Genomic DNA, 25,256 nt, shown 5'->3' on the forward strand with positions numbered 1-25,256 from the left:
CGCCCGACGGCTAACGCCCGACGGCGGGTGGTCGCCCAAGGTGACCACCCGCCGTCGGGCGGCTTGTTGAGGCCGCCCGGACCCGTCACCCCACCGGCGCCAGTGCCGAGACCAGGCCGAACAGGTCCTTGGGTTCGTCGGGGTTCGCCACGAGGTCGATCTCCTCGAAGAACGCCGTGCCGGCAACGGAGTCCCGGACGTAGCGCAGCGCGGAGAAGTCCTCGATGGCGAAGCCGACCGAGTCGAACACCGTGATCTGCTCCGGCGAGGTCCGGCCCGACTTGGTGCCCGCCAGGACCTCATGGAACTCGGTCACGGGGAAGTCGGCCGGCAGTTGCTGGATTTCGCCTTCGATCCGGGTCTGCGGAGTGAACTCGACGAACACTTCGCCGGCACGCAGGATGGCCGGGTCCAGTTCGGTCTTGCCGGGGCAGTCGCCGCCGATCGCGTTCAGGTGCACTCCTTCGCCGATCAGCCCGGCAGTGAGGATGGTGGCCTGGGCCTTGTCCGCCGTGCAGGTGGTGATGATGTCGGCCCCTGCCACGGCGTCCGCGGCCGAAGCGGCAACGGTGACCTCGAAGCCCAGCGGCTCGACATTCCGGAGGAACTTCGCGACGGCTGCGGGATCGGTGTCCCAGACCCGCAGCTCGCGGATTCCCAGAGCGTCCCGGAACGCCAGGGCCTGGAATTCCGACTGGCTGCCGGTCCCGATCATGGCCATCACGCGGGAATCGGGGCGTGCCAGGCGGCGGGCCACCATGGCCGAGGTCGCTGCCGTGCGAAGGGCGGTGAGGACCGTCATCTCGGCCAGGAACGTGGGGTAGCCGTTGTGGACGTCGGCCAGCACCCCGAAGGCCGTGACGGTCTGGAAGCCGCGCGAAGGGTTCGAGGGGTGCCCGTTGACGTACTTGAAGCCATAGCTTTCGTGGTCGGACGTGGGCATCAACTCGATGACGCCAAACTGGGTGTGGCTGGCCACGCGAGGGCATTTGTCGAACTGCTCCCAGCGGCGGAAGTCCGCCTCGATGTATTCGATCATCCCGGCTATGACCTCCGCGGGGCCCTGTTCGGCCACCCAGCGGACCATGTTCTGAACGTCGACAAAACGCGCCATGGCGTCCTCTTTTCTGTAAGCAGCAGTTTGTTGTCAGCCACAGTACGGAGGGGCGGTTTGCATGCTCAAGGGCGAAAATGCCGACTTTTCGGATGAAGACCATGCAAAATGCTGACCCCGGTAATACATTGTGTGCATGGCTGAACTTGATGACCTGGACCGGCGGCTCATTTCGGCCCTCCGCGAGGATGGCCGCGCACCGGTGGCCGCGTTGGCCAGGAAGCTCGGGGTGGCACGGGCCACGGTGAACAGCCGGCTTGAACGGCTCGTGTCCTCCGGCGCGGTGGTGGGCTTCTCGGTCCGGGTCCGCGACGAGTTGGACCCGCTGACCATCCGCGCCGTGTCCCTCATCGCCGTGGAGGGGCGCTCCACCGACAGGGTCATCCGCCAGCTCCGCGGTTTCCCCGAGATCAGCGCCCTGCACACCACCAACGGCGGCTGGGACCTCGTGGCCGAACTGCGCACCGAGGACCTGGCAGCCTTCGACGCCGTCCTGGGCCGCATCCGCTCGATCGACGGCGTGGTGAACAGCGAAACGAGCCTGCTCCTCAGTTCGGTGCTGCGGTAAGCCCCTATCGGCGCAGGGTCTATCAGCGCGGCGCGGTCCGTGCTACGACTGGAATGAGGAACAACCCCCGGGAGATGCCATGAGCGAAGAACAGCCCGTCCTCGTCGTTGGAGCAACTGGATACCTCGGCGGCCAGGTGGTGGACCAACTCCTCAGCCGCGGCAAGCGCGTCCGCGCGCTGGTCCGTCCGGCGTCGGACGCCGGCAAGCTTGAAACGAAAGGCGTGGAGATCGCCCGCGGGGACATGCTCGACGTCGGATCCCTCCTCAAGGCGATGACCGGCGTCGCGGCCGTCATCTCGACGGCGGCCGGCTACACCCGGCACGACAAGAACGCCGAAGCGATCGACACTTTCGGCTACGCCAACCTCGCCACCGCCGCAAACCTGGCCGGGGTTCCGCGCTTTGTCCTGATCAGCATCCTCACCAGCGACCAGACGCCGCAGGTTCCGCACTTCTGGCACAAGAAGCTCGCCGAGGACAAGTTCGAGGAACTCGGCGTCCCCTTCGTGGCGCTGCGGCCGGGCGCCTTCTTCGACATGGTCACGCAGATGGGGAATCCCTTCGAGAAGGGCCGCATCATGTGGTTCGGCGACAAGGGCACGCCGCTGAGCTTCGTCCTGACCAGCGACCTCGCCGGATATCTGGCCGACGCCGTCGAAGCGGACGTTGCCGTCGGTGAGCGGGTGGACATCGGCTGGAGCCGCCCGATCAGCATGCTTGAGGCCGCCAAGCTGGTCTCGGCGCACAGCGACAAGGACGTCAAGGTCATGGCCGTGCCCACCGGGGTACTGCGTGTCGCCGGAAAGGTCACGGCCAAATTCGCCCCGATGATGGCCGACATGGCAGCCATGGCGGCCTGGTTCGACACCGGCAGGTACGTCGCCGACACCACCCGCCAGGCCGAGCTGTTCGGACCCCCGACGACGCCGGAAGACGCCGTCGCGCGCCTGGCCGCCAAGTTGGGGCACTAGCGGGTATCAAAGCCAGCAGGTATTAGGCCTCGACGCCGGCCAGCAGCCGCTCGCCGTTGAAGAACTCCAGCTCCCAGCCGTCCACCGGGTGGTGGTGGGCAAGGTTGAGGGCGGCGTTCTCGACGCTGGGCAGGGACCGGCCGGTGGCCCGGTCCAGGGTCAGCCGGATCAGCGTGCCGTGCGACACCACCAGCACGCGGCGGCCGCGGTATTCCTCGGCCAGGTCTACCAGGGTGGCCAGCCCGCGGGCGGCTGTGGCCTCTTCGCTTTCGGCGCCTTCGAAGCCGCCCGGGACGCGCAGGGCGTCCAGTTCCGGACCGGCCTGCAGGCCTTCGGCTTTTCCGTAGCCCCGCTCGATCAAGCCGGGCAGGCGGCGTGACACGTTCAGGCCGAGTCCCGCCGCGATGAGGTCGGCCGTCTCCGCGGCCCGGCTCAGCGGCGAGGACACCACGGCGTCCCATTCGTAACCCGACAGGACGGCGACGGCGTCACGCGCCTGGCCGCGGCCGACGTCGTTCAGCGGAATGTCGGTGGATCCCTGAAGCCGGCGTTCGGCGTTCCAGTCGGTCTGGCCGTGGCGGACGAGGGCAAACGTCGTAAGGGTCATGCCTTCCATTCTGCCTGAGGTGGTTTTCCCGGACGTAAGATTCGAAACGGACGCCAGCGCCGCCGTCGTAATGTTGACCCTGCGAAGAAAGGCGGAACGCCCGCGTGAAGGCCGTTGCGGAAATGTTCACTATGGCCCCTGGAAACAAGGACCACCACCCCGCACTCCGCTGCGCCATAGGCATCTTCGTCCCGCTCATCACGCTGACGCTGATCGGGCGCCTGGACCTGGCCGCCTTCGCTTCCTTCGGTGCGTTCACGGGGATCTACGGCAGGAACGAGCCCCACAACCTGCGTTTCCGCAGCCAGTTGCGTGCCGGCGGGCTCATGCTGCTGGTGATCCTGTCGGCCACCCTGACCGCGCGGCTGGCACCCCAGTGGGGGCTCGGACCGGCGGGATATTCCTGGCTCCTGATCGCCGCCACCACCTTGGTTGCCGGAGCCTGTTCGGTGGCCATCGCCTACTGGCGGCTCCGGCCCGCGGGCTCCCTGTTCCACATCTTCGGCTTCGCCGCCATCGCATCGATTCCCGTGCAGCCGCCGCTCGGGGAGGCGATGCTGGCCGCCGTGCTGACCACCGTGCTGTGCCTGCTGATCGGAATGTCGTCCCGGGTGGTCAGGAGCCACCGGACCGCCTGGAAACGTCCCCCGCCCATCCGGCACACCGGGCCCGAGCGCCGCGCTGCGTGGCAGGAAGGCGGCGGTTACCTGGTGGCAGCCGGTCTCGCCGGGGTCCTCGCAACAGTGGTGGGCGAGCGGCTCGGCTTCGGGCACAGCTACTGGGCCATGGTGGCTGCCGTCGTGCCGTTGGTGGGCCATTCAACGCGCCACCGGATCCGCCGCGGCATCCAGAGAATCGCCGGAACGGTGATCGGGCTCGTCCTGATGGCAGGCATTCTGTGGCTGAACCCCGCGCCGTGGGCCATGGTCCTGGTGATCGCCCTGTGCCAGTTCGGCGCCGAGATGTTCATCGCCCGGCAATACCTTGTTGCCCAGGTCTTCGTGACGCCGCTCGCCTTGATTTCAACGCTTCTGGCCGCCCGGGTGGATCCCGGCCTCCTGCTGCGGGATCGCATCGTGGAAACGGTGATCGGTGCCGCCGTCGGTGTCGCGGTGGTGGTGGCCCCGGCGGTATGGAGGCGGGTGCGGCGGTGACGACGGCGACGCTCCGGCCTTTGTTCATCACCCGCATCGCGATGTTCGCGTTCGTTCTTTTCGCCCAGGGGTCTCTCGGGTTCCAGTTCGGCCCTTCGCTCCTTGCAGAGGGGCCGGAGGTGATTGACGTCGTCGTGCTCGCCGCGATTATCGGAACATTTCTCTGGATCAGCTGGAGGAACTGGCATCTGGGTGTGCGGGTGACCCCCACCGACGTCACTTTCTCGGGTTCTTCCGGGATCGGACCGTGCCGCGATCGGCTGTCCAAGACGTCAGCCTGGATTCCCTGCTTGTGTGGTGCGATGCGGAAGGGCGGATCCGGGGGACGCCAATTTTGGCCTTCTTCGGCGTGCGGGGTGGACTTGGCAGCTGGGTCGTGGACCGCAACGAGCGCATGCTGGCGGTTCTCAGGGGCGAGATCCTCGGTGATTTCGTCAGCGAGTGTGTGCCCTCCGTGGATAACCGAAGCTTTGACCCGCCGAGCTACCGCAGGCCACGCGAACGTGCAGCGCCACCGAAGCACGTGGGCACCCGCAAGCTTCTGGATGTGGTTCCTGCGGTTGCGATGCTAGGTGGGAGCCTGATCTTCTCTGCTTTCGCCGGATGGACCCTCCTCGAAGCTGTGCTTTGGATGAGCGGCCACGCGGAGTCTCCCGCAACGGTGCGCTTGGTTTTCAGCGAGGATCCGTACTCGCGCGGTGACGCGGTTTTCTCGGTGGTCTTCCACTCGGTGCTGGCCGCCGTCGCCTTGGGAACCACGATCCGCCTGCTCTACCTTGTATTCCGGCCCGTGCGGAAGTAAGGACGACGACGCTCCGGCCCGCTTGCACGCGAATTGCCCGGCACACGAGGGCCGTGTGCCGGGCAATTCCGGGCTTTGCTGCCGGTGCCTGCAAGAGCAAGCGGGAAGGAACGTCGCCTAACGCAGATGCCTAAAGCGGAACCCCTACGCCGGGAGCCGCTTGGCAGACAGGAGCGGCGCGAAGAACGCGGCGAGTTCCGCCGTCGCGCTCAAGGGCAGGACGTTCGCCACGTACTGGTCCGGGCGGACCACCACCACGACGCCCCCGCGGTCCAGGCCACGCTGTTCGAAGATGTCGGCCTCCGGGGCGGTGGCGTAGACCTTCTCGTAGTCGGTGAGACGGAAGGGCCCGACGCTCGGCTTGAACACGGCCGGCACCGCGCCGATGTCCACGCCGGTGTGCGGCTGCTGGTAGATCACCTTGAGGTCGAACCATGCGTCCGGATCAGCGTCCGACGGCGTTGCCGCCAGCGGCGAGTCAGGCGCCGTCGCGATCCACTCGGCGAAGTCCGCGACCGGACCCGCGGCTCCGGCCTCGGCGGCGTCTGCGAAGACGTAGATCCGCCAGCGTCCGTCTGCCCTGGCGTGGTGGCCGAGGTGCATGGGGTTGGTGTCGCAGACCCGGTGCACCAACGCCGACTTGAAGCGCTTGCCGATGGTGAAGCCCGTGGCGAGGTCCTGGTGGGTGGCTTCGCCGATGATCAGGGACGGCGTGTACTGGGTCATGAAGCCGGCAGGGAACTCGGCCGTGCGGACGTAGAAGTCCTCCAGCTCCGAGGGGTCGTCGAACTCCTCGGGCTTCTTGGCCATCATCGAGGACCACTCTTTGTCGAAGTCGATGAGGTTCTTCGCCACCACCTGGCGCTCGGCCGAATAGGTGGACAGCAGGCTTTCCGGGCTGCGGCCTTCAAGCACGTGGCCCAGCTTCCAGCCGATGTTGAAGCCGTCCTGCATGGAGACGTTCATGCCCTGGCCGGCCTTGGCACTGTGGGTGTGGCAGGCGTCGCCGGTGATGAAGACGCGCGGAGTGCGGTTGCCGAGCTCCTCGGGCAGGACGTCGTCGAACCTATCCGTCAGGCGGTGGCCCACCTCGTAGACGCTGTGCCAGGCAACGTTGCGCACGTCCAGGGTGTACGGGTGCAGGATCTCGTTGGCCTTGGCGATGATCTGCTCGATCGTGGTCTGGCGGACGGCGTGGTCCTCGCCGGCCTCGCCCAGGTCCACGTACATGCGGAACAGGTGGCCGCCTTCGCGCGGGATCAGGAGGATGCTGCCGCTTTCCGCCTGAATGGCGCACTTGGTGCGGATGTCCGGGAAATCGGTGACGGCCAGGGTGTCCATGACGCCCCAGGCGTGGTTGGCCTTGTCGCCGGCCATGGTGCAGCCGATCGATTCGCGGACCTTGCTGCGTGCGCCGTCGGCACCCACCACGTACTTGGCGCGGACGGTGCGCTCCTGGCCCTCGAGGGGGCCCGCCGTGTGGAGGAGGGTCACGGAAACGGGGTACTCGCCGTCGCCGTCGACCTCAAGGCCGCGGAACTCGTAACCGTAGTCGGGCTTCATCCGGCTGGGCGAGTTCGCCATGAACTCGGCGAAGTAGTCCAGCACGCGGGCTTGGTTCACGATCAGGTGGGGGAACTCGCTGATGCCCGTGGGATCGTCGACGGCGCGGGCGGCCCGGTGGATGCGCGACGGGTCCGCGGGGTCCGGCTTCCAGAAGGCCATCTCGGTGATGTGGTACGCCTCGGCGGTGATCCGCTCGGCGAAGCCGAAGGCCTGGAAGGTTTCGACGCTGCGGGCCTGGATGCCGTCGGCCTGGCCGATTGCCAGGCGACCGGGGCGGCGTTCGATGACCCGGGTGGTGACATCGGGGAACTGGGAGAGTTGGGCCGCGGTGAGCATGCCGGCCGGGCCGGTGCCCACGATCAGCACGTCAACCTCGTCGGGGAGTTCTTCGGGGCGGTTCAGTCCGACGCCGGCGGCCGGCTGGACCCGCGGGTCGCCTGATACGTATCCGTGGTGGTGGAACTGCACGGGAGGTCCTCACTTCTTTGTGGATTGTTCTAATATAGAACACGTAGTTCTTTATTTGAACTCGAATCTTGCTGAAGACTGTACCGCGGTGTGACTTGGCTGACAAGATGCGGGGATTTTGGTGGTGCTGCCGGTGCGTTTCGCCGGCGCGCGGACATTCTGCTGGATCACCCGGGAGCATGCCCGGGGATGCGCCGGGTCCGTGCGGATTTTCAGGGCTTGGCACCTTTGCCGCCGGAGGTGATCCAGCAGAATGTCGTGCGAGCCTTCCGGCCGCTCCGTGGTTTCCGTCCGCGGCCCTAGCGGGTACGCAACGGCCAGGGTGCCCAGCCGTCGGGGAGGCGGGCAAGCCGCGCCCGGGCGTTTTCGAGGCGGTCCTTCGGTATTGCCCCAACGGCGCCGCTACCTCCCATGGAGCCGCCCCCGAACTCCAGTCGCATGCCGGCATTGCCGTTGTGCCCCAGCCATTCGCTGTAACCGCCGGAGGTGACGCCGTGGATGATGCGCTCCAGCTCATCGGCGCAGCGCTCCGCGGTTTCGTCGCAGGCGTCGCAGCCGCACGCAGGGAAGATGAAGTCATGCAGTGCTCCCGCGTGGACGGCGAGTCCTGGGAAGTCCGTGAAGACAAAGGTCAGCGGTGCAGCATCGGGAGCGCGGGGAATGACGCGGATGGCGCGCACGGTTGAGATGCCCTGCCGCACGAGGTCCCCGGCGTGTTCCAGGGCGGAATCGACGTCGGCGTCGAACGTCCGGGCGAGGTAATCGATCAGGGCATCGGCCACCATATGCAGGGCAGCGAACCTTTCCGGGTGGCTGACCCTGCTGTAAGCGTCCTGCGGTGGTCCGTCACCCTCCCAGCGCTCGCCGTAAGGGATGGGCGCGCCGTCGTCGTCAAGGAAGACCGCGGCCGGCAGCGGTGGCCGGACGAATTCCCAATGCCGTTCCCCCATGGGCCACAGCCTAGCCCCGGGCGAGCGAGGTCGCGCCGTATCCGGGGCCGGAGTTCGCGGACATTCTGCTGGATCACCGCGGACCATCCCCGTGCCTGCCCCCGCGGATTGGCGGGGTTCCGGGTCCGGCGCAGCGGAGGTGATCCAGCAGAATGTCACGCTGGGAGCGTTCAGCTCCTGGGGCCACCCAGCCACCGCGGCGCCTAGGATGGTGTGGCAAGCAGGAGCCGGAGCAGCCGGTACCGGACCGGCGCGAAGCGGGAGCATGGATGGCAGCGGGACCAAGCACAGCGGGGCCAAGTACTGCGGGGCCAAGCACTGCGGGGCCAAGCACTGCGCAACAAGGGACCGCGCCGGAAGAAGGCGTCGGCGATGAGGAGCAGGCTTCCGGGGAGCCTTTTGACCTGACCAATAAGTCGGTGGTCAAGGCTACGGTGCTGCTCAGCGAACTTGGCCGGCACCGCCAGGGAATCACTGCCACGGAAATTGCCCACGCGGTAGGCATGACGCGCCCCACGGCCTTCCGGCTGTTGCTCAGCCTTGAGCAGAACGGCTTCGTAGCGCGTGTGGACAACCGTTACATGCTTGGCTGGCAGATGGCCCGCCTCGGCCGCCTCGCCGACCCCTACACGGGAGTCGTCGCCAGGATCCAGCCGATCCTGAACGAGTACGCCGCGAAATTCAACGAGACCACCGCGTTTGCGATGGTCACCGGTGCGGCGTCCTATGACGTCATCGCCGAAGCGTCGTCGTCGCGTTTCCTCAACGCCAGCCACCTGTACGTGGGCAAGAGTTACCCCTTGCACGCCAGCGCCACCGGAAAGCTCCTCCTTGCCGAACTCAGCGATGAGGAGGCGGGCGCAGCGCTTCCGCCGCGGCTGGAATCGTTCACACCGAGCACCATCACGCGCCGGGACGCCTTCTTCAAGGAACTGCAGAAGATCCGCGAGCAGGGTTTCGCGACCCTCGACAACGAGCTCGAAGTGGGTCTCTTCGTGGTTGCGTGCCCTGTCCGGGACAGCGCCGGAAGCCTCTTGGGTGTGGTGACCATCGACGGCCCCACGGAGCGGCTCAAGCAGTTCGACCTTCAGGACACGGTGGAGAAGTTGAACCGTGCCGGGGACGCGATCGCCAAGGTGCTGTTGTAGCGCTTGTTTAGCGGACGGACCGGCGTCCGGCGCTCTGGGGAATCCGAGGGAGGGGTTGACGCAGCTCACATCCCGCGGCATAGTTTTCGTATACGATTTCGTACTTGATGGACATCAGATGACGAGGAGACCTGCGTCAATGGAGAACCTGCCGATCGAAGAACTCAGCCCGGAGCTGTTGGCCCGGACGCGCAAGGTGATCGCCGTCCACATTAACTACCCCAGCCGCGCAGCGCAGCGTGGCCGCACCCCGGAGCAGCCTTCGTACTTCCTCAAGCCGTCGTCCTCGCTCGCCCTCGGATCCACGGAAATGCCCAGCACCGTGGAGCGCCCGGCCGGCTGCGAACTCCTCGGCTATGAGGGCGAGATCGCGCTTATCATCGGCAAGAACGCCCGCCGCGTCAGCCCGGAGGAGGCCTGGGGCCACGTCGAATGGGTCACCGCCAGCAACGACCTCGGCGTCTACGACCTCCGCTACGCGGACAAGGGCTCCAACCTCCGCTCGAAGGGCGGGGACGGCTTCACCCCCGTCGGCCCGGCACTCATCCCGGCCGCCGCCGTCGACCCCGCAAAGCTGCGCATCCGCACCTGGCACAACGGCGAACCCGTGCAGGATGACACCACCGAGGACCTCCTCTTCCCCTTCGCCCGCCTCGTCGCGGACCTTTCGCAGCTGCTCACCCTCGAACCGGGCGACATCATCCTCACCGGTACCCCGGCCGGCGCGTCGGTCGCGGTGCCGGGCGACGTCGTCGAGGTCGAGGTCAGCGGCGGTGGGCTGAGCAGCGGCCGCCTGGCCACCGCCGTCGTGGAAGGCACGACGCCGTTCGCCGCCTTCGGCGCGCAGCCCAAGTCAGATGACACGCAGCGGGAGGAGGCGTATGGTTCGCGCGAAGCCGCCGGACTCGCGCCGGTTGCCAAACCCGGGCTGGATCCGGAGCTGAAGAAGAAGCTCGAGTCGGTCGCCACGGCCACCCTGTCCAGCCAGATGCGCAAGCGCGGGCTGAACAACGTCAGCATCGACGGGCTGCAGGCCACCCGCCCGGACCGCCGCGTCGTCGGCCTCGCCCGCACTCTGCGCTACGTGCCCAATCGGGAGGACCTCTTCAAGACCCACGGCGGCGGCTTCAACGCCCAGAAGCGTGCGGTCGAATCCGTCAACGAAGGCGAAATCCTGGTCATGGAGGCCCGGGGCGAAAAGGGCACCGGCACGGTGGGCGACATCCTGGCCCTGCGCGCCCAGGTCCGCGGCGCCGCGGCGATCATCACTGACGGCGGCGTGCGGGACTACTCGGCCGTCGCGGAGCTGGAGATCCCCACCTACTTCGCCAGCCGCCACCCGGCCGTGCTCGGCCGCCGCCACGTCCCCTGGGACACGGACATCACCATCGCCTGCGGCGGCACCACCGTGCAGCCGGGCGACATCATCGTGGCGGACCCGGACGGGATTCTCGTGATCCCGCCGGCGATCGCCGCGGAACTGGTGGACGAATGCATCGCCCAGGAACGCGAGGAAGCATTCATCTTCCAGATGGTGGAGCAAGGCCACAGCGTGGACGGGCTCTTCCCGATGAACGCCCAATGGCGCGCCAAGTATGAGGAATGGGTGAAGGACAATGACTGAAACCGTCACGGGCAGCAAGTCCGAGCAGGCCTACGCCGCGGTCAAGGCCCGGATCGTGGACGGCGCCTACTCGCCGGGCTACCGCCTGGTGCTGGCCAAGATCGCCGAGGACCTGGGCTTCAGCGTGGTCCCCGTCCGCGAAGCCATCCGCCGGCTCGAAGCCGAGGGCCTGGTGACCTTCGAACGCAACGTCGGCGCCACGGTATCCGGGATCGACCCCACCGAGTACCTGTACACGATGCAGACCCTGAGCATCATCGAAGGGGCGGCGACGGCGTTGTCCGCGCCGCTGATCGACGCTTCTGCGATTGCCCGGGCGCGGGCCGTGAACGCCGAGATGCGCGACTGCCTGGAGCACTTCGACCCCGTCCGCTTCACCCGGCTCAACCAGGACTTCCACAGTGTCCTGTTCGAACGCTGCCCCAATCCGCACATCCTGGACCTCGTCCACCGAGGCTGGAACCGCCTCGCGTCCCTGCGGTCCTCCACCTTCCGCTTCGTCCCCGGCCGCGCCCGCGATTCGGTGGACGAACACGAGGCCCTGCTGCAGCTGATCGAAAACAAGGCCGACGCCGAGACGATCGAGAAAGCCGCCCGCCAGCACCGCGCCGCCACCCTGGACGCGTACCTCCAACAGAGCAACCACTAGTTAGGACTTCAACGATGACGACCTCCGTAGAAACCAGCAGTACCCACTACGTTCCCGAAGACCTGCCCACCCACATCCAGCACTTCATCAACGGCAAGTTCGTTGACTCCGTCGGCGGCAAGACCTTCGACGTCCTGGACCCGGTCTCCAACAAGAACTACGCCACCGCCGCGGCGGGCCAGAAGGAAGACATCGACCTCGCCGTCGCCGCCGCCCGCGAGGCCTTCGTCAACGGCCCGTGGCCGAAGATGAAGCCGCGCGAACGTGCCCGCGTGCTGAACAAAATCGCCGACGCCGTCGAGGCACAGGAAGCCCGGCTCGCCGAACTCGAGACCTTCGACACCGGCCTGCCCATCACCCAAGCCAAAGGCCAGGCACTGCGCGCGGCGGAGAACTTCCGCTTCTTCGCGGACCTGATCGTGGCCCAGTTCGACGACGCCATGAAAGTCCCGGGCTCCCAGATCAACTACGTGAACCGCAAGCCGATCGGCGTCGCGGGGTTGATTACCCCGTGGAACACCCCGTTCATGCTCGAATCGTGGAAGCTCGCCCCGGCCCTGGCCACCGGCAACACCGTGGTCCTGAAGCCGGCCGAGTTCACGCCGCTTTCCGCGTCGCTGTGGGCCCGGATCTTCAAGGACGCCGGCCTTCCGGATGGCGTGTTCAACCTGGTCAACGGCCTCGGCGAAGAAGCCGGCGACGCCCTGGTGAAGCACCCGGACGTGCCCCTGATCTCCTTCACCGGCGAGACCACCACTGGCCAGACGATCTTCCGCAACGCCGCGGCGAACCTCAAGGGCCTGTCCATGGAGCTCGGCGGGAAGTCCCCGTGCGTGGTGTTCGCCGACGCCGACCTCGACGCCGCGATCGACTCCGCCCTGTTCGGCGTCTTCTCGCTCAACGGCGAACGCTGCACCGCCGGCTCCCGCATCCTGGTGGAGCGCGCCATCTACGACGAGTTCTGCGAAAAGTACGCCGCCCGGGCCAAGAACATCGTGGTGGGCGACCCGCACGACCCCAAGACCCAGGTGGGTGCCTTGGTCCACCCGGAGCACTACGAGAAGGTGGCCTCCTACGTGGAGATCGGCAAGTCCGAAGGCCGGCTCCTTGCCGGCGGCGGCCGCCCCGAGCACCTCCCCGAAGGCAACTACATCGCACCCACGGTGTTTGCCGACGTCGCGCCTGACGCGCGGATCTTCCAGGAGGAAATCTTCGGTCCCGTCGTGGCCATCACCCCGTTCGAGAACGACGACGAGGCCCTCGCCTTGGCGAACAACACCAAGTACGGCCTGGCGGCCTACATCTGGACCCAGAACCTGACGCGGGCGCACAACTTCTCCCAGAACGTCGAGGCCGGCATGGTGTGGCTCAACAGCCACAACGTCCGCGACCTGCGCACCCCGTTCGGCGGCGTCAAGGCCTCGGGCCTCGGCCACGAAGGCGGCTACCGCTCCATCGACTTCTACACCGACCAGCAGGCCGTGCACATCACGCTTGGCTCCGTCCACACCCCGAAGTTCGGCGCCTAAGCGCCCTTTTCACCCTCCTCAAAGAAGAGAGACAACCATGACCAACTTTGTACCCACCCCCACAGTCCCGGCCCCGGACATCGTCCGTTGCGCGTACCTGGAACTCGTGGTCACTGACCTGGCCAAGTCCCGCGCGTTTTACGTGGACCTGCTGGGCCTGCACGTCACCGAAGAGGACGAGAACACCATCTACCTGCGCTCCTTCGAGGAGTTCATCCACCACAACCTGGTGCTCCGCAAGGGCCCGGTCGCCGCTGCCGCCGCCTTCGCGTACCGGGTGAAGTCCCCGGCCGAGGTGGACGCAGCCGAGGCCTACTACCGTGAACTGGGCTGCCGGGTGGAGCGCCGCAAGGAAGGCTTCACCAAGGGCGTCGGCGACTCCGTACGCGTCGAGGACCCGCTGGGCTTCCCGTACGAGTTCTTCTACGAGGTGGAACACGTCGAGCGCCTCACCCAGCGCTACGACCTCTACTCCGCCGGCGAGCTGGTCCGCCTGGACCACTTCAACCAGGTCACCCCGGACGTGCCGCGCGGCCGTAAGTACCTGGAGGACCTCGGCTTCCGCGTCTCTGAGGACATCAAGGATTCCGACGGCGTCACGTACGCCGCGTGGATGCACCGCAAGCAGACGGTCCACGACACGGCCCTGACCGGCGGCAACGGCCCGCGCCTGCATCACATCGCCTTCTCCACGCATGAGAAGCACAACATCATCCAGATCTGCGACAAGATGGGCGCCCTGCGCATCAGTGACCGGATTGAGCGCGGCCCCGGCCGGCACGGCGTGTCCAACGCGTTCTACCTGTACATCCTGGACCCGGACGGACACCGCGTGGAGATCTACACCCAGGATTACTACACCGGCGACCCGGACAACCCCACAGTCACCTGGGATGTGCACGACAACCAGCGCCGCGACTGGTGGGGCAACCCCGTGGTCCCGTCCTGGTACACCGAGGCCTCCCTGGTCCTGGACCTCGACGGCAACCCGCAGCCGGTCATCGAGCGGGAGGACAAATCGGAAATGGCGGTCACCGTGGGTGCCGACGGCTTCTCCTACACCCGCAAGGACAACACCGGCGGGGCCGGTACCGACGTCGAAGGCTTCAAGCTGGGCGCACAGGTCTAGATTGCTTGAAAGAGGGGCTGCCTTGGAAAGGGCAGCGCGGCACGGGCACGAAGGGAACGGCATGCTGGACGCGAAAACGATCGAGGCCATAGCGGACGAACTGGTGGAGGCCGGCCGCAGCCGGACCCCGGTTCCGCGGCTGACGGCCCGCTACCCGGAGATGACGGTGGAGGATTCCTACGCCGTCCAGCAGCTCTGGCGGCGCCGCAACGAGGAGGCCGGCCGGACGCTGGTGGGCCGCAAGATCGGGCTCACGTCCAAGGCCATGCAGGCCGCCACGGGCATCACCGAACCGGACTACGGCGCCATCTTCGATGACATGGTCCTCGAAACCGGCTGCTCCGTCGAATGGGACAGGTACACGCACCCGCGGGTGGAGGTGGAGCTGGCGTTCGTGCTGAGGAAGGACCTCGCCGGCCCCGGCTGCACCATCTTCGACGTCCTGGAAGCCACCGACTACGTGGTCCCGGCCCTCGAGATCCTGGATTCGAGGATCGAAATGGAGGGCCGGACCATCGTGGACACCATCGCGGACAACGCCGCGATGGGTGCCATGGTGGTGGGCGGGCGCCCGGTGCGGCCCGACGCCGTCGACCTCCGCTGGGTTTCGGCGATCCTGTACAAGAACCAGACCGTGGAGGAGACCGGCGTCGCGGCCGGCGTGCTGGACCACCCGGCAAACGGGGTGCACTGGCTGGCCAACAAGATCGCCGCGCACGGGGACGGCATGAAAGCCGGGGACATCATCCTGGCCGGCTCCTTCACCCGCCCGCTCTGGGTGTACAAAGGGGATACCGTCCACGCCGACTACGGACCGCTGGGAGCCATCACATGCCGATTCGAGTAGAACCGGAACGCACCTTCACTGATGCCCTCGCTGAGGCGGGCCGCCCGCTTGCCGGGATGTGGATCTGCTCCGGCAGCCCGCTGATCGCCGAGATCTGCGCCGGTTCGGGCCTGGACTGGGTGCTGATCGACGCCGAACACAGCCCCAACGGGCTCGAATCGATCCTCGCGCAACTGCAGGCGGTCCACGGCTACTCCGTCGAGGCCGTGGTCCGCCCGCCCGTCAACGACACCGTCCTGCTCAAGCAGTACCTGGACCTGGGCGTGCAGAACCTGCTCATCCCCATGGTCAACTCGGCCGCCGAGGCCCGTGCCGCCGTCGCCGCCGTCCGCTACCCGCCGCACGGGGTGCGCGGAGTGGGTTCGGCCCTGGCCCGGGCCTCGCGCTGGAACAGGATCCCGGACTATCTCGCCCGGGCTTCCGGCACCATCAGCGTGACGGTCCAGATCGAGTCCGAGGCGGCCGTCGCCGCGGTGGAGGAGATCCTGGCGGTCGACGGCGTCAATGCGGTTTTCGTCGGACCCTCCGACCTGGCTGCCTCCATGGGGCTGCTCGGGGAACAGGAGCACCCGACGGTGCGGGCCGCCGTCGAACACTGCCTCGCCGCAGCACAAGCCGCCGGCAAACCCGCCGGCGTCAACGCCTTCAACGAGGCCACGGCGCGGGGCTACCTCGACGCCGGAGCGTCGTTCGTGCTGGTGGGCGCTGACGTCGCGATGCTCGCCCGCGGATCAGAGGCGCTCGCGGCGAAGTTCGTCCCGGCGCCGTCGGAGGGGGAACGCGACAGCTACTAGGGGGCCGCTACCCGATGATCGGCCGTTCCTCAGGCAGCCTGAACAAGCGGGGGTGGGAGGACAGCGGCAGGGACGAGGCCACCATCACGGAGCCGATGCGGCCGACGAACATGAGGGCCATCAGTACCCATTGCGCGCCTTCCGGCAGGTGGTACGTGATGCCGGTGCTCACCCCGACGTTGCCGAAGGCCGAAATGGCCTCGACCAGCACTTTCTCCAGGCTGTAGTCCGTCAGCATGAGCAGCAGCATGGTGCCCATGATTACTGCTGCGACGCCGAGCAGGGCGACAGTCAGCGCCTGCCTCTGCACCGTCGGGCTGATGGAACGGTGGGCGATGGTCACCTGTTCGCGGCCCCGGATTTCGTTCCAGATGGCGAAGCCGAGGACCAGGAAGGTGGTGATCTTGATGCCGCCGGCGGTTCCGGCGCTTCCACCGCCGATGAACATCAGGATGTCGGTGACCATGAGCGTGTCCGGAGACGCCGCCCCGTAGTCGATGATGTTGAAGCCGGCCGTGCGCGGGAAGACACTGCCGGCGAAGGCGCCCAGGACCTTTCCGCCGGTGTCCAGCGGTCCGAGCGTTTCCGGCCGGTTCCATTCAAAGGCCGCGAACGCCACGAAGCCCAGCACCAGGAGCAGCAGGGTGCCGAAGACCGTCAGGCGCAGGTGCACCGTCCAGTCCTTGAGCCGGATCCCCTTGAACAGCTGGATGATCACGGGGAAACCGAGTCCGCCGGCGATCACGGCCAGGCAGAGGGGGAGGATGATCCAGGGGTCTTCCGCGAAACCCATCAGGTTGTTGCTGTACAGCGCGAAGCCGGCGTTGTTGAATGCGGAAACGGCGTGGAAGACGCCGTGCCAGAGGGCGACGCCGGGGTTCTGGTCGTAGGCGAGCCAGAAGCGGACGGTCAAGACGGCGGCGGTGGCTCCCTCGAGGGTGGCCATGATCCGCGCGACGCGGAACAGCACCGAACGGACGTCGCCGAGGTTCAGCGTATGGGTTTCGGACTGCGCCACCAACTGCCCGCGCAGTCCGAGGCTTTTCCGCACGACCAGGGCCAGCAGGGTCGCCAGCGTCATGATCCCGAAGCCACCCACCTGGATGAGGCCCAGGATCACCACATGCCCGAACGGGGTCCAGTACGTGGCGGTGTCCACGGTGACCAGGCCGGTGACACAGACTGCGGAAACAGCTGTGAAGAGCGGCGCCAGGCCGGGCCCGGCGCTGGGGACCGTCCGCGAGAACGGAAGCATCAGAAGCACCGCGCCGATCACGATCACCATCAGGAACGCCACAGGGAGGGAGCGCCCGGGGTGCAGGAGGGCCCTGGCGATGGCGCTTTCCTTCTTCTCCCGGGGAACCTCGTGAGGTGTGTTCTGCTCCCGCGGCGGCTCGTCCCGCAGCCGTCCGGACGCCGGCTTCCGTGCTCTCGACATCAGCGCTTCCCTCCGTTGACCCTTAAGCGCAGGCGCATCCCCGGCCCCCGGCGCTCAGGGAGCCTAACACCGCCCCGATCGGCCGGAACGGGGTCTTAACGAAACCTTTACGCGTCTTTCCGCGCCATGTACCACTCGGTGAATTCCGAGGCCCTGCCATCCGGGGCGAAACGGATCACCCACAGGTTGTCGTAGGTGGGCTGGCCGTTGAAGTAGGTGGTGAGGCCCTGGACGAACGCCAGGTTGCCGTCCTGTCCTAGCAGGGTCCACTCGAAAGCCCAGGCGTGCGGCATGTCGCCGGCATCGGTCCAGCCATCCACGATTTCGTTGTGCCCGCGCCACGGCGAATCGGTGTCCGGCCGGGTGGCGTAGACCGCGTCCTCGGTGAACAAGGCTTTGATGTCATCCGGGTCGTTCGAGGTCCAGGCGGCGATGTATTTGTCCATCCACGCGTTGACGTCGTTCATGCTTACGTTCTACGCCCGGCCAGCCCGGCCATCAAGCCCGCCCGGCCATCAAGGGTTCAGCCGTCTGAGTACCGCTCGAGCCAGCGCCGGGCCTGCCCGGCGATGCGGCGCTTCTGCGCCGCGAGTTTGTCCGCGGCTTCGGCGGCGCGGCTTGCCCGGCGGGCATCCTGCTCGGCCGTCGCCAGCTCCTCTTCCAGGGATGACAGGCGCTCCCGGGTTTCCTTCAGGGCCGCCTGGAGTTCCCGACGCCGGAGCGTGGCCTCTCCCAGCGTCTGTTCCGCTTCCTCGAGCTCCGCTTCCGCCTGCCCGGCCGCGCGCTCGGCGTCCTCGGCCTTGGCCCGCAGGCTCTCGCGGGCCTCCTTGTCGCCGTCGCCGGCCTTCACGCGCGGGGCGGCTGGGGCGGCAGGAACTGCGGCGCCCTCAAGCGCGACCGCGCCGGACAGGTCCACCGCATCCACGCCGTCGCCCGACAAGGCCCGTACCAGCAGGCCGCTCCGGACGGCCGCGGCGGCCCCGGTGTCGCCGAGGGCTGCCCGCAGCGTTCCGGTGACATCGCTCGCGGCGGCGTCACTCAACCTGACGCCGAGCCCGGCGGCGATTTCATCGGCCTTCCCGACGGCGGCGGCCAGCAGGTGGGGGCGTTGCTGTCCGAGTTCCCGCAGCCTGGCCGGATCGAGTTCCGTCTGGGCGGCCCGCAGCGCCGTGCCTAGCCCGAGCAGTTCCCCCAGCTCGGTGGCGCCGCTGCGTGCCAGCATGTTGACGGCCCAGGCGGCCGCCGAGGGCTTCGGCAGGCGGCTGATCAGCGTAGCCAGACCGGCGTCGCCGGAAGCCTTCGCCTCCTTGGCACGCGCGCCGCGCGCGGCGACGAAGTCGGCAGGCAGCAGCGCGTACAGTTCCGCGGCCACCGTACTCAGCTCCATGCCGAGCATCTTAGCGGGACGGACTGACAGCGGGAACGACGCCGGCGGGGTCAGTCCTGCTGGAGTGTCTGGGTCAGGTGGTGGGCGGGGATGCGGTCACGGTCGTAGGTGATGTCCGTGTAGCCGTGCGGCTGCGGGCTGCCGTCCTCGCCGAGGTTCACGAAGACGAGTTCCTCGATGGTGAGGATGCTCCGGCGGGTGATCATGTTCCGCACCTCGGCCCGCATGGTCAGCGAGGTCCGGCCGAAGCGGGTAGCGGTGATGCCCAGCTCGATCAGGTCGCCCTGCACCGCCGAGCTCACGAAGTTGATCTCGGAGATGTACTTGGTGACGGCCCGGCCGTTGCCCAGCTGGATGATCGCGTAGATCGCCGCTTCCTCGTCGATCCATTTCAGCAGGCTTCCGCCGAACAGGGTGCCGTTGGCGTTCAGGTCTTCCGGGCGCACCCATTTGCGGGTCCGGAACGTGATGTCTGCTTTTTCCATAGGGGGAGATTATCCGAGCCGGCGATCGAGCCGTATGCCGTATGCCACGGTTTGCGTTGACTCCGTAACATGGGAATCCATGATAATCGACAAGTCCCACTGCAGCCCCCGGCTGACCGGCCGCCCGTCCGGTCCGGAGCGCTGACCTTTGCCGCCGCTGAGCGTTGTCCTGGGGACGTGGACCATGAACTGGCCTGCGCTGGTCATCCTTGTTGCCGCCGCAATCTCCTATTCGAAGGGGCTGGTGGCCGCAAGGCGCCGGGGGATCCGCTGGCCCTTGTGGAACTCGATTGCTTTCTTTGCCCTCGGCCTGGGTAGTTTTGCCGCGCTGAGTTTCGGGTTTCCAGGCGCGTACAGCCACGATCTGCGGTGGGCCTTCGCCCTCAAGGCGACGTCCTACCTATTTGTGGTTCCGCTGCTGCTCGGCCTCGGTAAGCCGCTGACCCTCGCGAGGCAAACCCTCGGACCTACCGGGGCGGCGCGGTTGGAAGCGTTCCTGGGAAACCGTCTGCTCCGCATGCTCAGCAACACCGTTGTGGCGGCCCTCCTGGGCCTTGCGATGTTCACAGTGTTCCTGACGCCGTTCTTCTACGTGCTCCGAACCAACTCCGCCGCCGACATCATCCTGACTTTGCTCGTGCCCGCCATGGGACTTCTTATGACCGTTCCCATCATGGAAGACGGCGCAGGACGCATCGGATCGCTCATCGTGGTCGAATTCATTTTCGTCTTCATCGAGCTCCTCGCCGACGCCGTGCCCGGAGTCTTGATGCGGCTCAGCCCGGGAATCCTCGACGGCGCCGCCGCGGTTTCAGGCGGACACGCGGGCTGGTTCCCGTCACCCCTGCGGGATCAGCAGCTCGCCGGCGACCTGATGTGGTTCCTCGCGGAGATAGTGGACCTTCCGCTCATCATCCTGATGTTCGTCCGCTTCTCCCGCAACGACAGGCATGAGGCCAGAAGTTTTGACGAACTCAGCGACGAGGAAATCGAGGCCCTGAACCGGGTCCATCTGGGGCAGGACGGCCGAGGCGTGCAATGACCGCGGAACGGATGCAGGACCCGGCCTAAGGTTAGGGTCCATGCGGGTCCTCAGGCCATGGCAGTCCTCAGGCCATGGCGGTGTGCGCGGCGCTGTGCGAATCGAGGGCCTTGGAGTAGCAGTGGGATTCGCTGAGGCCGATGTACGGTCCGAAGTTGGGAACAGCTTCGAAGCCGGAGCTTTCGTAGAAGCTGCGTCCGTCCGTCTGGGCCGAGCCCGCCTCCGCCGTGATCACCTGGAAACCCCGCGAATGCGCCAACCCTTCAAGGCTGGCCAGGATGGAGCTGGCCACCCGGGATCCCCGGGCGTACGGGACGACGTACAGGCGTTTGATCTCAACGGTGCGGTCGTCCACGATGCGCAGCCCGCCGCAGCCCAGCGGCTGCCCGGAACACTTCTCGTATGCCACCACGAAGACCGCTGTATCGGCCTCCGACGGCGCCGGGCCGGGTTCGTGATCGGACGTGCCGAAACGGGAATCCAGTTCAGACTGCTGGGCCGTGCGGAGGTCCGCGCCCACGGGGTTTGCCCAGCTGACCTGACGGATGTTGAGCCGCGGGTTGGTTTGCATCGCTTCCTCTTTCGCCGGAGGGGTTATGCAGAACAAGCCTAGGAAGCAGCGGTTACCGCCGTGTTTCCTGTGCGTAAGGGTCCGGAGAACTGCCGGTGGACCGGTTCCCTCGGGCGCAGGCCCGGTGTTTCCGGCGTTCCAGGCTTTCGCTGGTTTCCGGCGTTCGCGACGGCGGTTACAGCGCTTCGCCGGTGGGGTCCTCCGCCGTCGGATCTGCCAGGGCAAGGCCGCCCACGGGAATGCGGTCCCAGTGCAGGACGCTCCAGCCGGAGTCCGGGTCGCCCTCGAGCACCACGACTCCGGTGTTGGGCAGCTGGTGGGTTTCGGCGAAGAGGGTGTCGATGTCCTCGGCCCGGCGCGCCGCCCAGCACCGGATGGCCGCACCGTGGCTGACGATCGCCGCCGTCGAATTGCCCGCAGCAACCACCTTGTTCACGGAGGCATCGAAGCGTTCGAAGAAGTCGCGGCCGGTGAACGCCCCGGGCATGCGCACGTCCAGGTTGCCGTCGCTCCAGGCAAAGACTGTGCCCATGTACCGCATGTGCGATTCGTGGTCCGTGTTCTTCTCCAGCGCTCCGGCTTCGATCTCGTGGACACCGTCCAGCACGACCTGCTCCAGGCCCGTCGCCTTGGCCAAAGGCGCGGCAGTCAACTGGGTCCGCAGGAGCGTTGAAGTGTAGATGGCTTCGATGGCTTCATCCGCCAGGGCCTCAGGCAGCGCGGCGGCCTGGCGCACGCCGAGTTCGGTCAGCCCGGGGCCGGGAAACGCGGTGTCCAGCTGGCCTAGGACGTTGCCCGGAGTCTGGCCGTGACGGATAAGCAATAGCCTCATGCTGGCACCTTACTCGCCGGGGCCGACATCCCGGCAGGAAACGGCGCCAGGAAGCGGCGGGCGGAAACGGCGACGGCGGGGGAATGGCGACGGCGGAAATGGCGACGGCGGGCCGGGACGCCCCTGTTTGTGAGGCTGTGTCCCTGCCCGCCACCGTCGTGATGCTGTTGCAGACGGCTGCCGCTGCGTCCTACTTCAGGTGGTCCACCAGCTCGTCCGCGATGCCGGTGTAACCGCCAGGGGTGAGGGCCAGGAGGCGGGCTTCGGCGTCGGCCGACAGGCCAAGGCCGGAGACGAACTCCTGCATGCGGGCGGCGTCCACGCGCTGGCCGCGGGTGAGGTCCTTCAGGCGTTCGTACGGGTTTTCCATGCCTGCGACGCCGGCGATCGCCTCGGCGCGCATGACCATCTGGATGGCTTCGCCCAGGACTTCCCAGTTCGTGTCGAGGTCGCCGGCGAGGACGTCCGCGGCGACGTCGAGGGCCTTCAGGCCCTTGGCGACGTTCGAAATCGCCAGCAGGGAGTGGCCGAATGCCACGCCGATGTTGCGCTGCGAGGAGGAGTCCGTGAGGTCGCGCTGCCAGCGGGAGGTGACCAGGGTGGCGGCGAGGGTGTCCAGCAGGCCGTTGGAGATTTCCAGGTTCGCTTCGGCGTTTTCGAAGCGGATGGGGTTGACCTTGTGCGGCATGGTGGACGAGCCGGTGGCGCCGGCAACAGGAATCTGGCGGAAGTAGCCGATGGAGATGTAGCTCCAGATATCCGTGCAGACGTTGTGCAGGATCCGGTTGAAGCGTGCGACGTCGGAGTACAGCTCGGCCTGCCAGTCGTGGCTTTCGATCTGCGTGGTGAGCGGGTTCCACGTGAGGCCCAGGCCCTCGACGAAGGACTTGGACACGGCCTGCCAGTCGGCACCCGGAACGGAGGCGACGTGGGCGGCGTAGGTGCCGGTGGCACCGTTGATCTTGCCCAGGTATTCGGTCTTCGCGATGCGGTCCAGCTGGCGGCCGAGGCGGTGGGCGATCACGGCCAGTTCCTTGCCCAGCGTGGTGGGGGTGGCCGGCTGTCCGTGGGTGCGCGAAAGCATCGGCACGGCGCGGTTTTCCTCGGCCATGGCTTCGATCTGCTGTACCAGCGCACGGGCGGCCGGCAGCCAGACGTCTTCCACGGCGCCCTTGATGCCCAGGGCGTAGGAAAGGTTGTTGATGTCCTCGGAGGTGCAGCCGAAGTGCACCATCGCGGTCAGGTTCTCGATGCCGACGGCCGGCAGGCGGCGGCTGATGTAGTACTCGACAGCCTTGACGTCGTGTACCGTGACGGCTTCGATCTCGGCCAGTTCAGCCACGGAGGCGGCGTCGAACTCGGTGACGATGCTGCGCAGCTTCTCCTGCTGTTCGTCGGTCAGGGGGCCCGCGCCGGGCAGCACGCTGTTGCTGGTCAGGTGGATGAGCCATTCGACCTCAACGGCGACCCGGTCGCGGTTGAGTGCGGCTTCGGACAGGTAATCGACCAGCGGGGCGATGGCGGACTGGTAACGGCCGTCCAGGGGGCCGAGGGCAATCTTCTCCGGCGACGCGGCAAGGGCGAGGCGTCCGGAGGGCGTACGGGTAACAGCGGCGGCGGTTTCAGGCATGGGCCAATTCTTTCATGAACTGCAGCCGGCGCCTTAAGCGGACTCCGCTATGTGAATACCGCCACGGCCTGTCCTCCACAGCGGCCTTGCGGGCCGTTTGTCCACATAGCGTCCGACGGCGGTTCCGCGCCCGGGGTGCGCACCGTAGCTTCGGTGCATCAGGACGGGCAGCCCGGTGCCCGTGCCGCGTTAGGAGACAGGAGCTGGACATGGGCAACACGTTGTATGCGGCGGAAGCCCCGTTTGATCCGCGGCAATGGGCCCCGCAGGGAGCCGACGCGCGGCAACTTGCCGCACGGGTGGCACGGTGTGCGGATGAAGCTGACGCCGCGCTGTCCCGGCTTGGCCAGGTGCAGATGGGGCAGTGGCAGTCGCCTGCGGGCCGGGCGTATCGGAGGGCCCTTGCTGTACATGTGACTGACCTTCGGAGAGCGCGCGATGCTTTGCAGGAAGCTTCCGTCATGGTGCGGCATCAGGCAGCGGTTGCCGCAGGGCCGGGCAACTGATGGCTGGGGTGCGCATGCAGGATGACAGTGACTTCCGGCCTGTGGAACCGCCGGGGGATGGCGACCTGAAGATCCGGGGCGGGGTTGGCGGCATCAGTTTCCAGTTCGAAGAACTCCTGGCGGGAGCCAGCGCCCTTGACGGCGTCGTCCGGACCTTGGATGCCATCGTCACGGAAACCGATGCAATCCGCCGTGGGCTCGTCCTTTCGGAACTGAAGACCTTCACCAGCGGCGGACCCGCAATCGGTGCCGTAGGCGACGGCGCGCTCGGCGTCAGTCGGGTGCGTGACGCAATCCGGGCAAGCTGCGAACAGGTCCGGGCGAGCCATCGCGAATACGAGTACACCGAGTCATTGAACGCGATCGCGTTGCGCCTAGGTCTGCTCTACCCGCCGTTCTTGGAGGCGAAGATGCGGTTCGTACCCGCAATGCCCGGCACACTCGGCGGCGACCGGGACCGTGCCGAACACCTGGTGGCGCAACTTCCGCTGATTCTTGGCACTTTGCTCGGTGGAATTGCGTTGGCCGGCCCGGCTAACGCGTTGTTGGCGGGCCAGACGGACGTCCGGGCCGCTCTGCGGATCATCGTGGCCGTGCCCGCGCTGGCGCACCTGAAACCACGGCCCGTCTCGGTACAGAAAAAGGAAACCACGAAGGAAACCATCGACACCTCCCTCGCGGGGCTCCTTCGCATGGATGAAGGGTTGCACAGCGATGGGGAGGGGGAAATCGCTGTCGTTAAAGTGGAGCGTCCAGGCAAGGAGGCCGCCTGGGTGGTGCTGATTCCCGGTACGCAGGCGGGAAAACCGCCGGGCGGAAGCAACCCCATCGACGAGGGCGGCATCATTGACGCCCTCGGCTACGACTCTGCCTACCTCGCCCCTGCCATCCAGGAGGCACTGCGGGAGGCGGGAGCCGAGGCCGGGCAGAAGGTCGTGGCGGTCGGGCACAGCCAAGGCGGTGTCCACGCGATGAATCTGGCGGCCAACAAGGCTTTCCTGGCCGAGTACGACCTCAAGTACGTTTTCACGGCGGGATCCCCGGTCGGCGGAATCAAACCCGAGCCCGGGATCAGCAGCCTGCATCTGGAACACAGCCAGGACTGGGTGCCGGGAACGGACGGCGTGCCCAATGCCGATACGAAGGACCGGGTGACAGTTACCCTTGGGAACCCGGTCCAGACTCCGCCGGGCGAAGAGTATGGCCTCGGCCCAGGGCACCGGCTGGAGACCTACGCGGAAGGCGCGGAACGGGTCGCCGCGAGCCGCGACCCGTCGCTGGTAGCGTCCACTGCCGCCCTGGCGGGCGTACTCGGGACCGGCAGTGTTGCCGCGAAGGTGACCAGGTTCAAGCTCACGCGCGAGGCAATGCCCGCGCCGCAGCCACATCCCCCGGCACTCCGAAGGCCGCTCCACGGCGGGTTGGCGTTGAGGGGTTGAGGTG

24 protein-coding genes are annotated in these 25,256 nt (G+C 67.1%); 13 read left to right on the forward strand and 11 right to left on the reverse strand.

The features are described 5' to 3' along the window. Window positions 1-85 precede the first annotated feature (85 nt). Entirely contained in the window at window positions 86-1,114 is a 1,029-nt protein-coding gene (gene ocd / locus ACNQPB_RS05200) for an ornithine cyclodeaminase (protein WP_498749660.1), read from the reverse strand. 136 nt (window positions 1,115-1,250) lie between these two features. Between ocd and ACNQPB_RS05205 the strand changes: the two genes are divergently transcribed. Together ACNQPB_RS05205 and ACNQPB_RS05210 are read left to right on the forward strand one after the other, a co-directional pair. Next, window positions 1,251-1,682, forward strand: a complete 432-nt coding sequence (locus ACNQPB_RS05205; protein ID WP_498749662.1) for an Lrp/AsnC family transcriptional regulator — start codon at window positions 1,251-1,253, stop codon at window positions 1,680-1,682. A gap of 79 nt (window positions 1,683-1,761) precedes the next feature. Continuing rightward, entirely contained in the window at window positions 1,762-2,655 is an 894-nt protein-coding gene (locus ACNQPB_RS05210) for an SDR family oxidoreductase (protein ID WP_498749664.1), read from the forward strand. Between the two features lie 22 nt (window positions 2,656-2,677). On the opposite strand, the gene ACNQPB_RS05215 is transcribed toward ACNQPB_RS05210, so the two are convergent. Next, the gene (locus tag ACNQPB_RS05215) at window positions 2,678-3,271 is read right to left on the reverse strand and encodes a histidine phosphatase family protein (protein WP_498749665.1); all 594 of its coding nucleotides are present in this window, start codon (window positions 3,269-3,271) and stop codon (window positions 2,678-2,680) included. A gap of 95 nt (window positions 3,272-3,366) precedes the next feature. On the opposite strand from ACNQPB_RS05215, the gene ACNQPB_RS05220 reads away from it, so the two are divergent. Both ACNQPB_RS05220 and ACNQPB_RS05225 read left to right on the forward strand, forming a co-directional pair. Next, the gene (locus ACNQPB_RS05220) at window positions 3,367-4,416 is read left to right on the forward strand and encodes an FUSC family protein (RefSeq protein WP_498749667.1); all 1,050 of its coding nucleotides are present in this window, start codon (window positions 3,367-3,369) and stop codon (window positions 4,414-4,416) included. A 247-nt stretch (window positions 4,417-4,663) separates the two neighbouring features. Further along, entirely contained in the window at window positions 4,664-5,218 is a 555-nt protein-coding gene (locus ACNQPB_RS05225; protein WP_498749669.1) for a hypothetical protein, read from the forward strand. A gap of 144 nt (window positions 5,219-5,362) precedes the next feature. On the opposite strand, the gene ACNQPB_RS05230 is transcribed toward ACNQPB_RS05225, so the two are convergent. Together ACNQPB_RS05230 and ACNQPB_RS05235 are read right to left on the reverse strand one after the other, a co-directional pair. Beyond that, window positions 5,363-7,252 carry an FAD-binding monooxygenase gene (locus ACNQPB_RS05230; RefSeq protein WP_498749671.1) on the reverse strand — a complete coding sequence of 630 codons (1,890 nt, stop codon included), beginning with the start codon at window positions 7,250-7,252 and terminating at the stop codon, window positions 5,363-5,365. 299 nt (window positions 7,253-7,551) lie between these two features. After that, window positions 7,552-8,202 (reverse strand): DUF6226 family protein, encoded by a 651-nt coding sequence (locus ACNQPB_RS05235; RefSeq protein ID WP_498749673.1) that lies wholly within the window; start codon window positions 8,200-8,202, stop codon window positions 7,552-7,554. A 419-nt stretch (window positions 8,203-8,621) separates the two neighbouring features. Between ACNQPB_RS05235 and ACNQPB_RS05240 the strand changes: the two genes are divergently transcribed. From ACNQPB_RS05240 to ACNQPB_RS05270, 7 genes are all read left to right on the forward strand, one after another. Continuing rightward, window positions 8,622-9,350 carry an IclR family transcriptional regulator gene (locus ACNQPB_RS05240; protein ID WP_498749675.1) on the forward strand — a complete coding sequence of 243 codons (729 nt, stop codon included), beginning with the start codon at window positions 8,622-8,624 and terminating at the stop codon, window positions 9,348-9,350. 139 nt (window positions 9,351-9,489) lie between these two features. Next, on the forward strand, window positions 9,490-10,974 hold the full coding sequence (locus tag ACNQPB_RS05245; protein ID WP_498749676.1) for a fumarylacetoacetate hydrolase family protein: 1,485 nt from the start codon (window positions 9,490-9,492) through the stop codon (window positions 10,972-10,974). Continuing rightward, on the forward strand, window positions 10,967-11,623 hold the full coding sequence (locus tag ACNQPB_RS05250) for a GntR family transcriptional regulator (RefSeq protein ID WP_498749678.1): 657 nt from the start codon (window positions 10,967-10,969) through the stop codon (window positions 11,621-11,623). Before ACNQPB_RS05245 ends, ACNQPB_RS05250 begins: the two co-directional genes overlap by 8 nt. 14 nt (window positions 11,624-11,637) lie before the next feature. Continuing rightward, window positions 11,638-13,152, forward strand: coding sequence for a 5-carboxymethyl-2-hydroxymuconate semialdehyde dehydrogenase (gene hpaE, locus ACNQPB_RS05255; RefSeq protein ID WP_498749680.1), 1,515 nt, complete (start codon window positions 11,638-11,640; stop codon window positions 13,150-13,152). A gap of 37 nt (window positions 13,153-13,189) precedes the next feature. Further along, window positions 13,190-14,281, forward strand: coding sequence for a 3,4-dihydroxyphenylacetate 2,3-dioxygenase (gene hpaD, locus ACNQPB_RS05260; RefSeq protein ID WP_498749681.1), 1,092 nt, complete (start codon window positions 13,190-13,192; stop codon window positions 14,279-14,281). A 61-nt stretch (window positions 14,282-14,342) separates the two neighbouring features. Beyond that, window positions 14,343-15,128 (forward strand): 2-oxo-hept-4-ene-1,7-dioate hydratase, encoded by a 786-nt coding sequence (gene hpaH / locus ACNQPB_RS05265; protein WP_498749683.1) that lies wholly within the window; start codon window positions 14,343-14,345, stop codon window positions 15,126-15,128. After that, complete coding sequence (locus ACNQPB_RS05270; protein WP_498749685.1) at window positions 15,113-15,922, forward strand: HpcH/HpaI aldolase family protein; 810 nt, start codon at window positions 15,113-15,115, stop codon at window positions 15,920-15,922. The genes hpaH and ACNQPB_RS05270 overlap by 16 nt, the downstream gene beginning before the upstream one ends. Window positions 15,923-15,929: 7 nt before the next feature. On the opposite strand, the gene ACNQPB_RS05275 is transcribed toward ACNQPB_RS05270, so the two are convergent. The 4 genes from ACNQPB_RS05275 to ACNQPB_RS05290 all read right to left on the reverse strand — a co-directional run bounded on the left by ACNQPB_RS05275 (window position 15,930) and on the right by ACNQPB_RS05290 (window position 19,232). Next, window positions 15,930-17,360, reverse strand: coding sequence for a TrkH family potassium uptake protein (locus ACNQPB_RS05275; protein ID WP_498749687.1), 1,431 nt, complete (start codon window positions 17,358-17,360; stop codon window positions 15,930-15,932). A 107-nt stretch (window positions 17,361-17,467) separates the two neighbouring features. After that, complete coding sequence (locus ACNQPB_RS05280) at window positions 17,468-17,827, reverse strand: nuclear transport factor 2 family protein (protein WP_498749688.1); 360 nt, start codon at window positions 17,825-17,827, stop codon at window positions 17,468-17,470. A gap of 56 nt (window positions 17,828-17,883) precedes the next feature. Continuing rightward, on the reverse strand, window positions 17,884-18,747 hold the full coding sequence (locus tag ACNQPB_RS05285) for a hypothetical protein (protein ID WP_498749690.1): 864 nt from the start codon (window positions 18,745-18,747) through the stop codon (window positions 17,884-17,886). A gap of 50 nt (window positions 18,748-18,797) precedes the next feature. Beyond that, entirely contained in the window at window positions 18,798-19,232 is a 435-nt protein-coding gene (locus ACNQPB_RS05290) for an acyl-CoA thioesterase (protein WP_498749692.1), read from the reverse strand. Window positions 19,233-19,416: 184 nt separating this feature from the next. On the opposite strand from ACNQPB_RS05290, the gene ACNQPB_RS05295 reads away from it, so the two are divergent. Next, the gene (locus ACNQPB_RS05295; RefSeq protein WP_498749694.1) at window positions 19,417-20,274 is read left to right on the forward strand and encodes a cytochrome c oxidase assembly protein; all 858 of its coding nucleotides are present in this window, start codon (window positions 19,417-19,419) and stop codon (window positions 20,272-20,274) included. A gap of 67 nt (window positions 20,275-20,341) precedes the next feature. Here ACNQPB_RS05295 and ACNQPB_RS05300 read toward each other — a convergent pair whose 3' ends face one another. From ACNQPB_RS05300 to purB, 3 genes are all read right to left on the reverse strand, one after another. Beyond that, window positions 20,342-20,845, reverse strand: a complete 504-nt coding sequence (locus tag ACNQPB_RS05300; RefSeq protein ID WP_498749695.1) for a GNAT family N-acetyltransferase — start codon at window positions 20,843-20,845, stop codon at window positions 20,342-20,344. A gap of 175 nt (window positions 20,846-21,020) precedes the next feature. After that, window positions 21,021-21,677 (reverse strand): histidine phosphatase family protein, encoded by a 657-nt coding sequence (locus ACNQPB_RS05305; RefSeq protein WP_498749697.1) that lies wholly within the window; start codon window positions 21,675-21,677, stop codon window positions 21,021-21,023. A gap of 190 nt (window positions 21,678-21,867) precedes the next feature. Continuing rightward, entirely contained in the window at window positions 21,868-23,307 is a 1,440-nt protein-coding gene (gene purB / locus ACNQPB_RS05310) for an adenylosuccinate lyase (protein ID WP_498749698.1), read from the reverse strand. A gap of 520 nt (window positions 23,308-23,827) precedes the next feature. On the opposite strand from purB, the gene ACNQPB_RS05315 reads away from it, so the two are divergent. After that, on the forward strand, window positions 23,828-25,252 hold the full coding sequence (locus ACNQPB_RS05315; RefSeq protein ID WP_498749700.1) for an alpha/beta hydrolase family protein: 1,425 nt from the start codon (window positions 23,828-23,830) through the stop codon (window positions 25,250-25,252). The last annotated feature ends 4 nt before the right edge of the window (window positions 25,253-25,256 follow it).

It is taken from the genome of Curtobacterium sp. LFS079 (genome assembly GCF_047977865.1).
GTDB lineage: Bacteria > Actinomycetota > Actinomycetes > Actinomycetales > Micrococcaceae > Arthrobacter.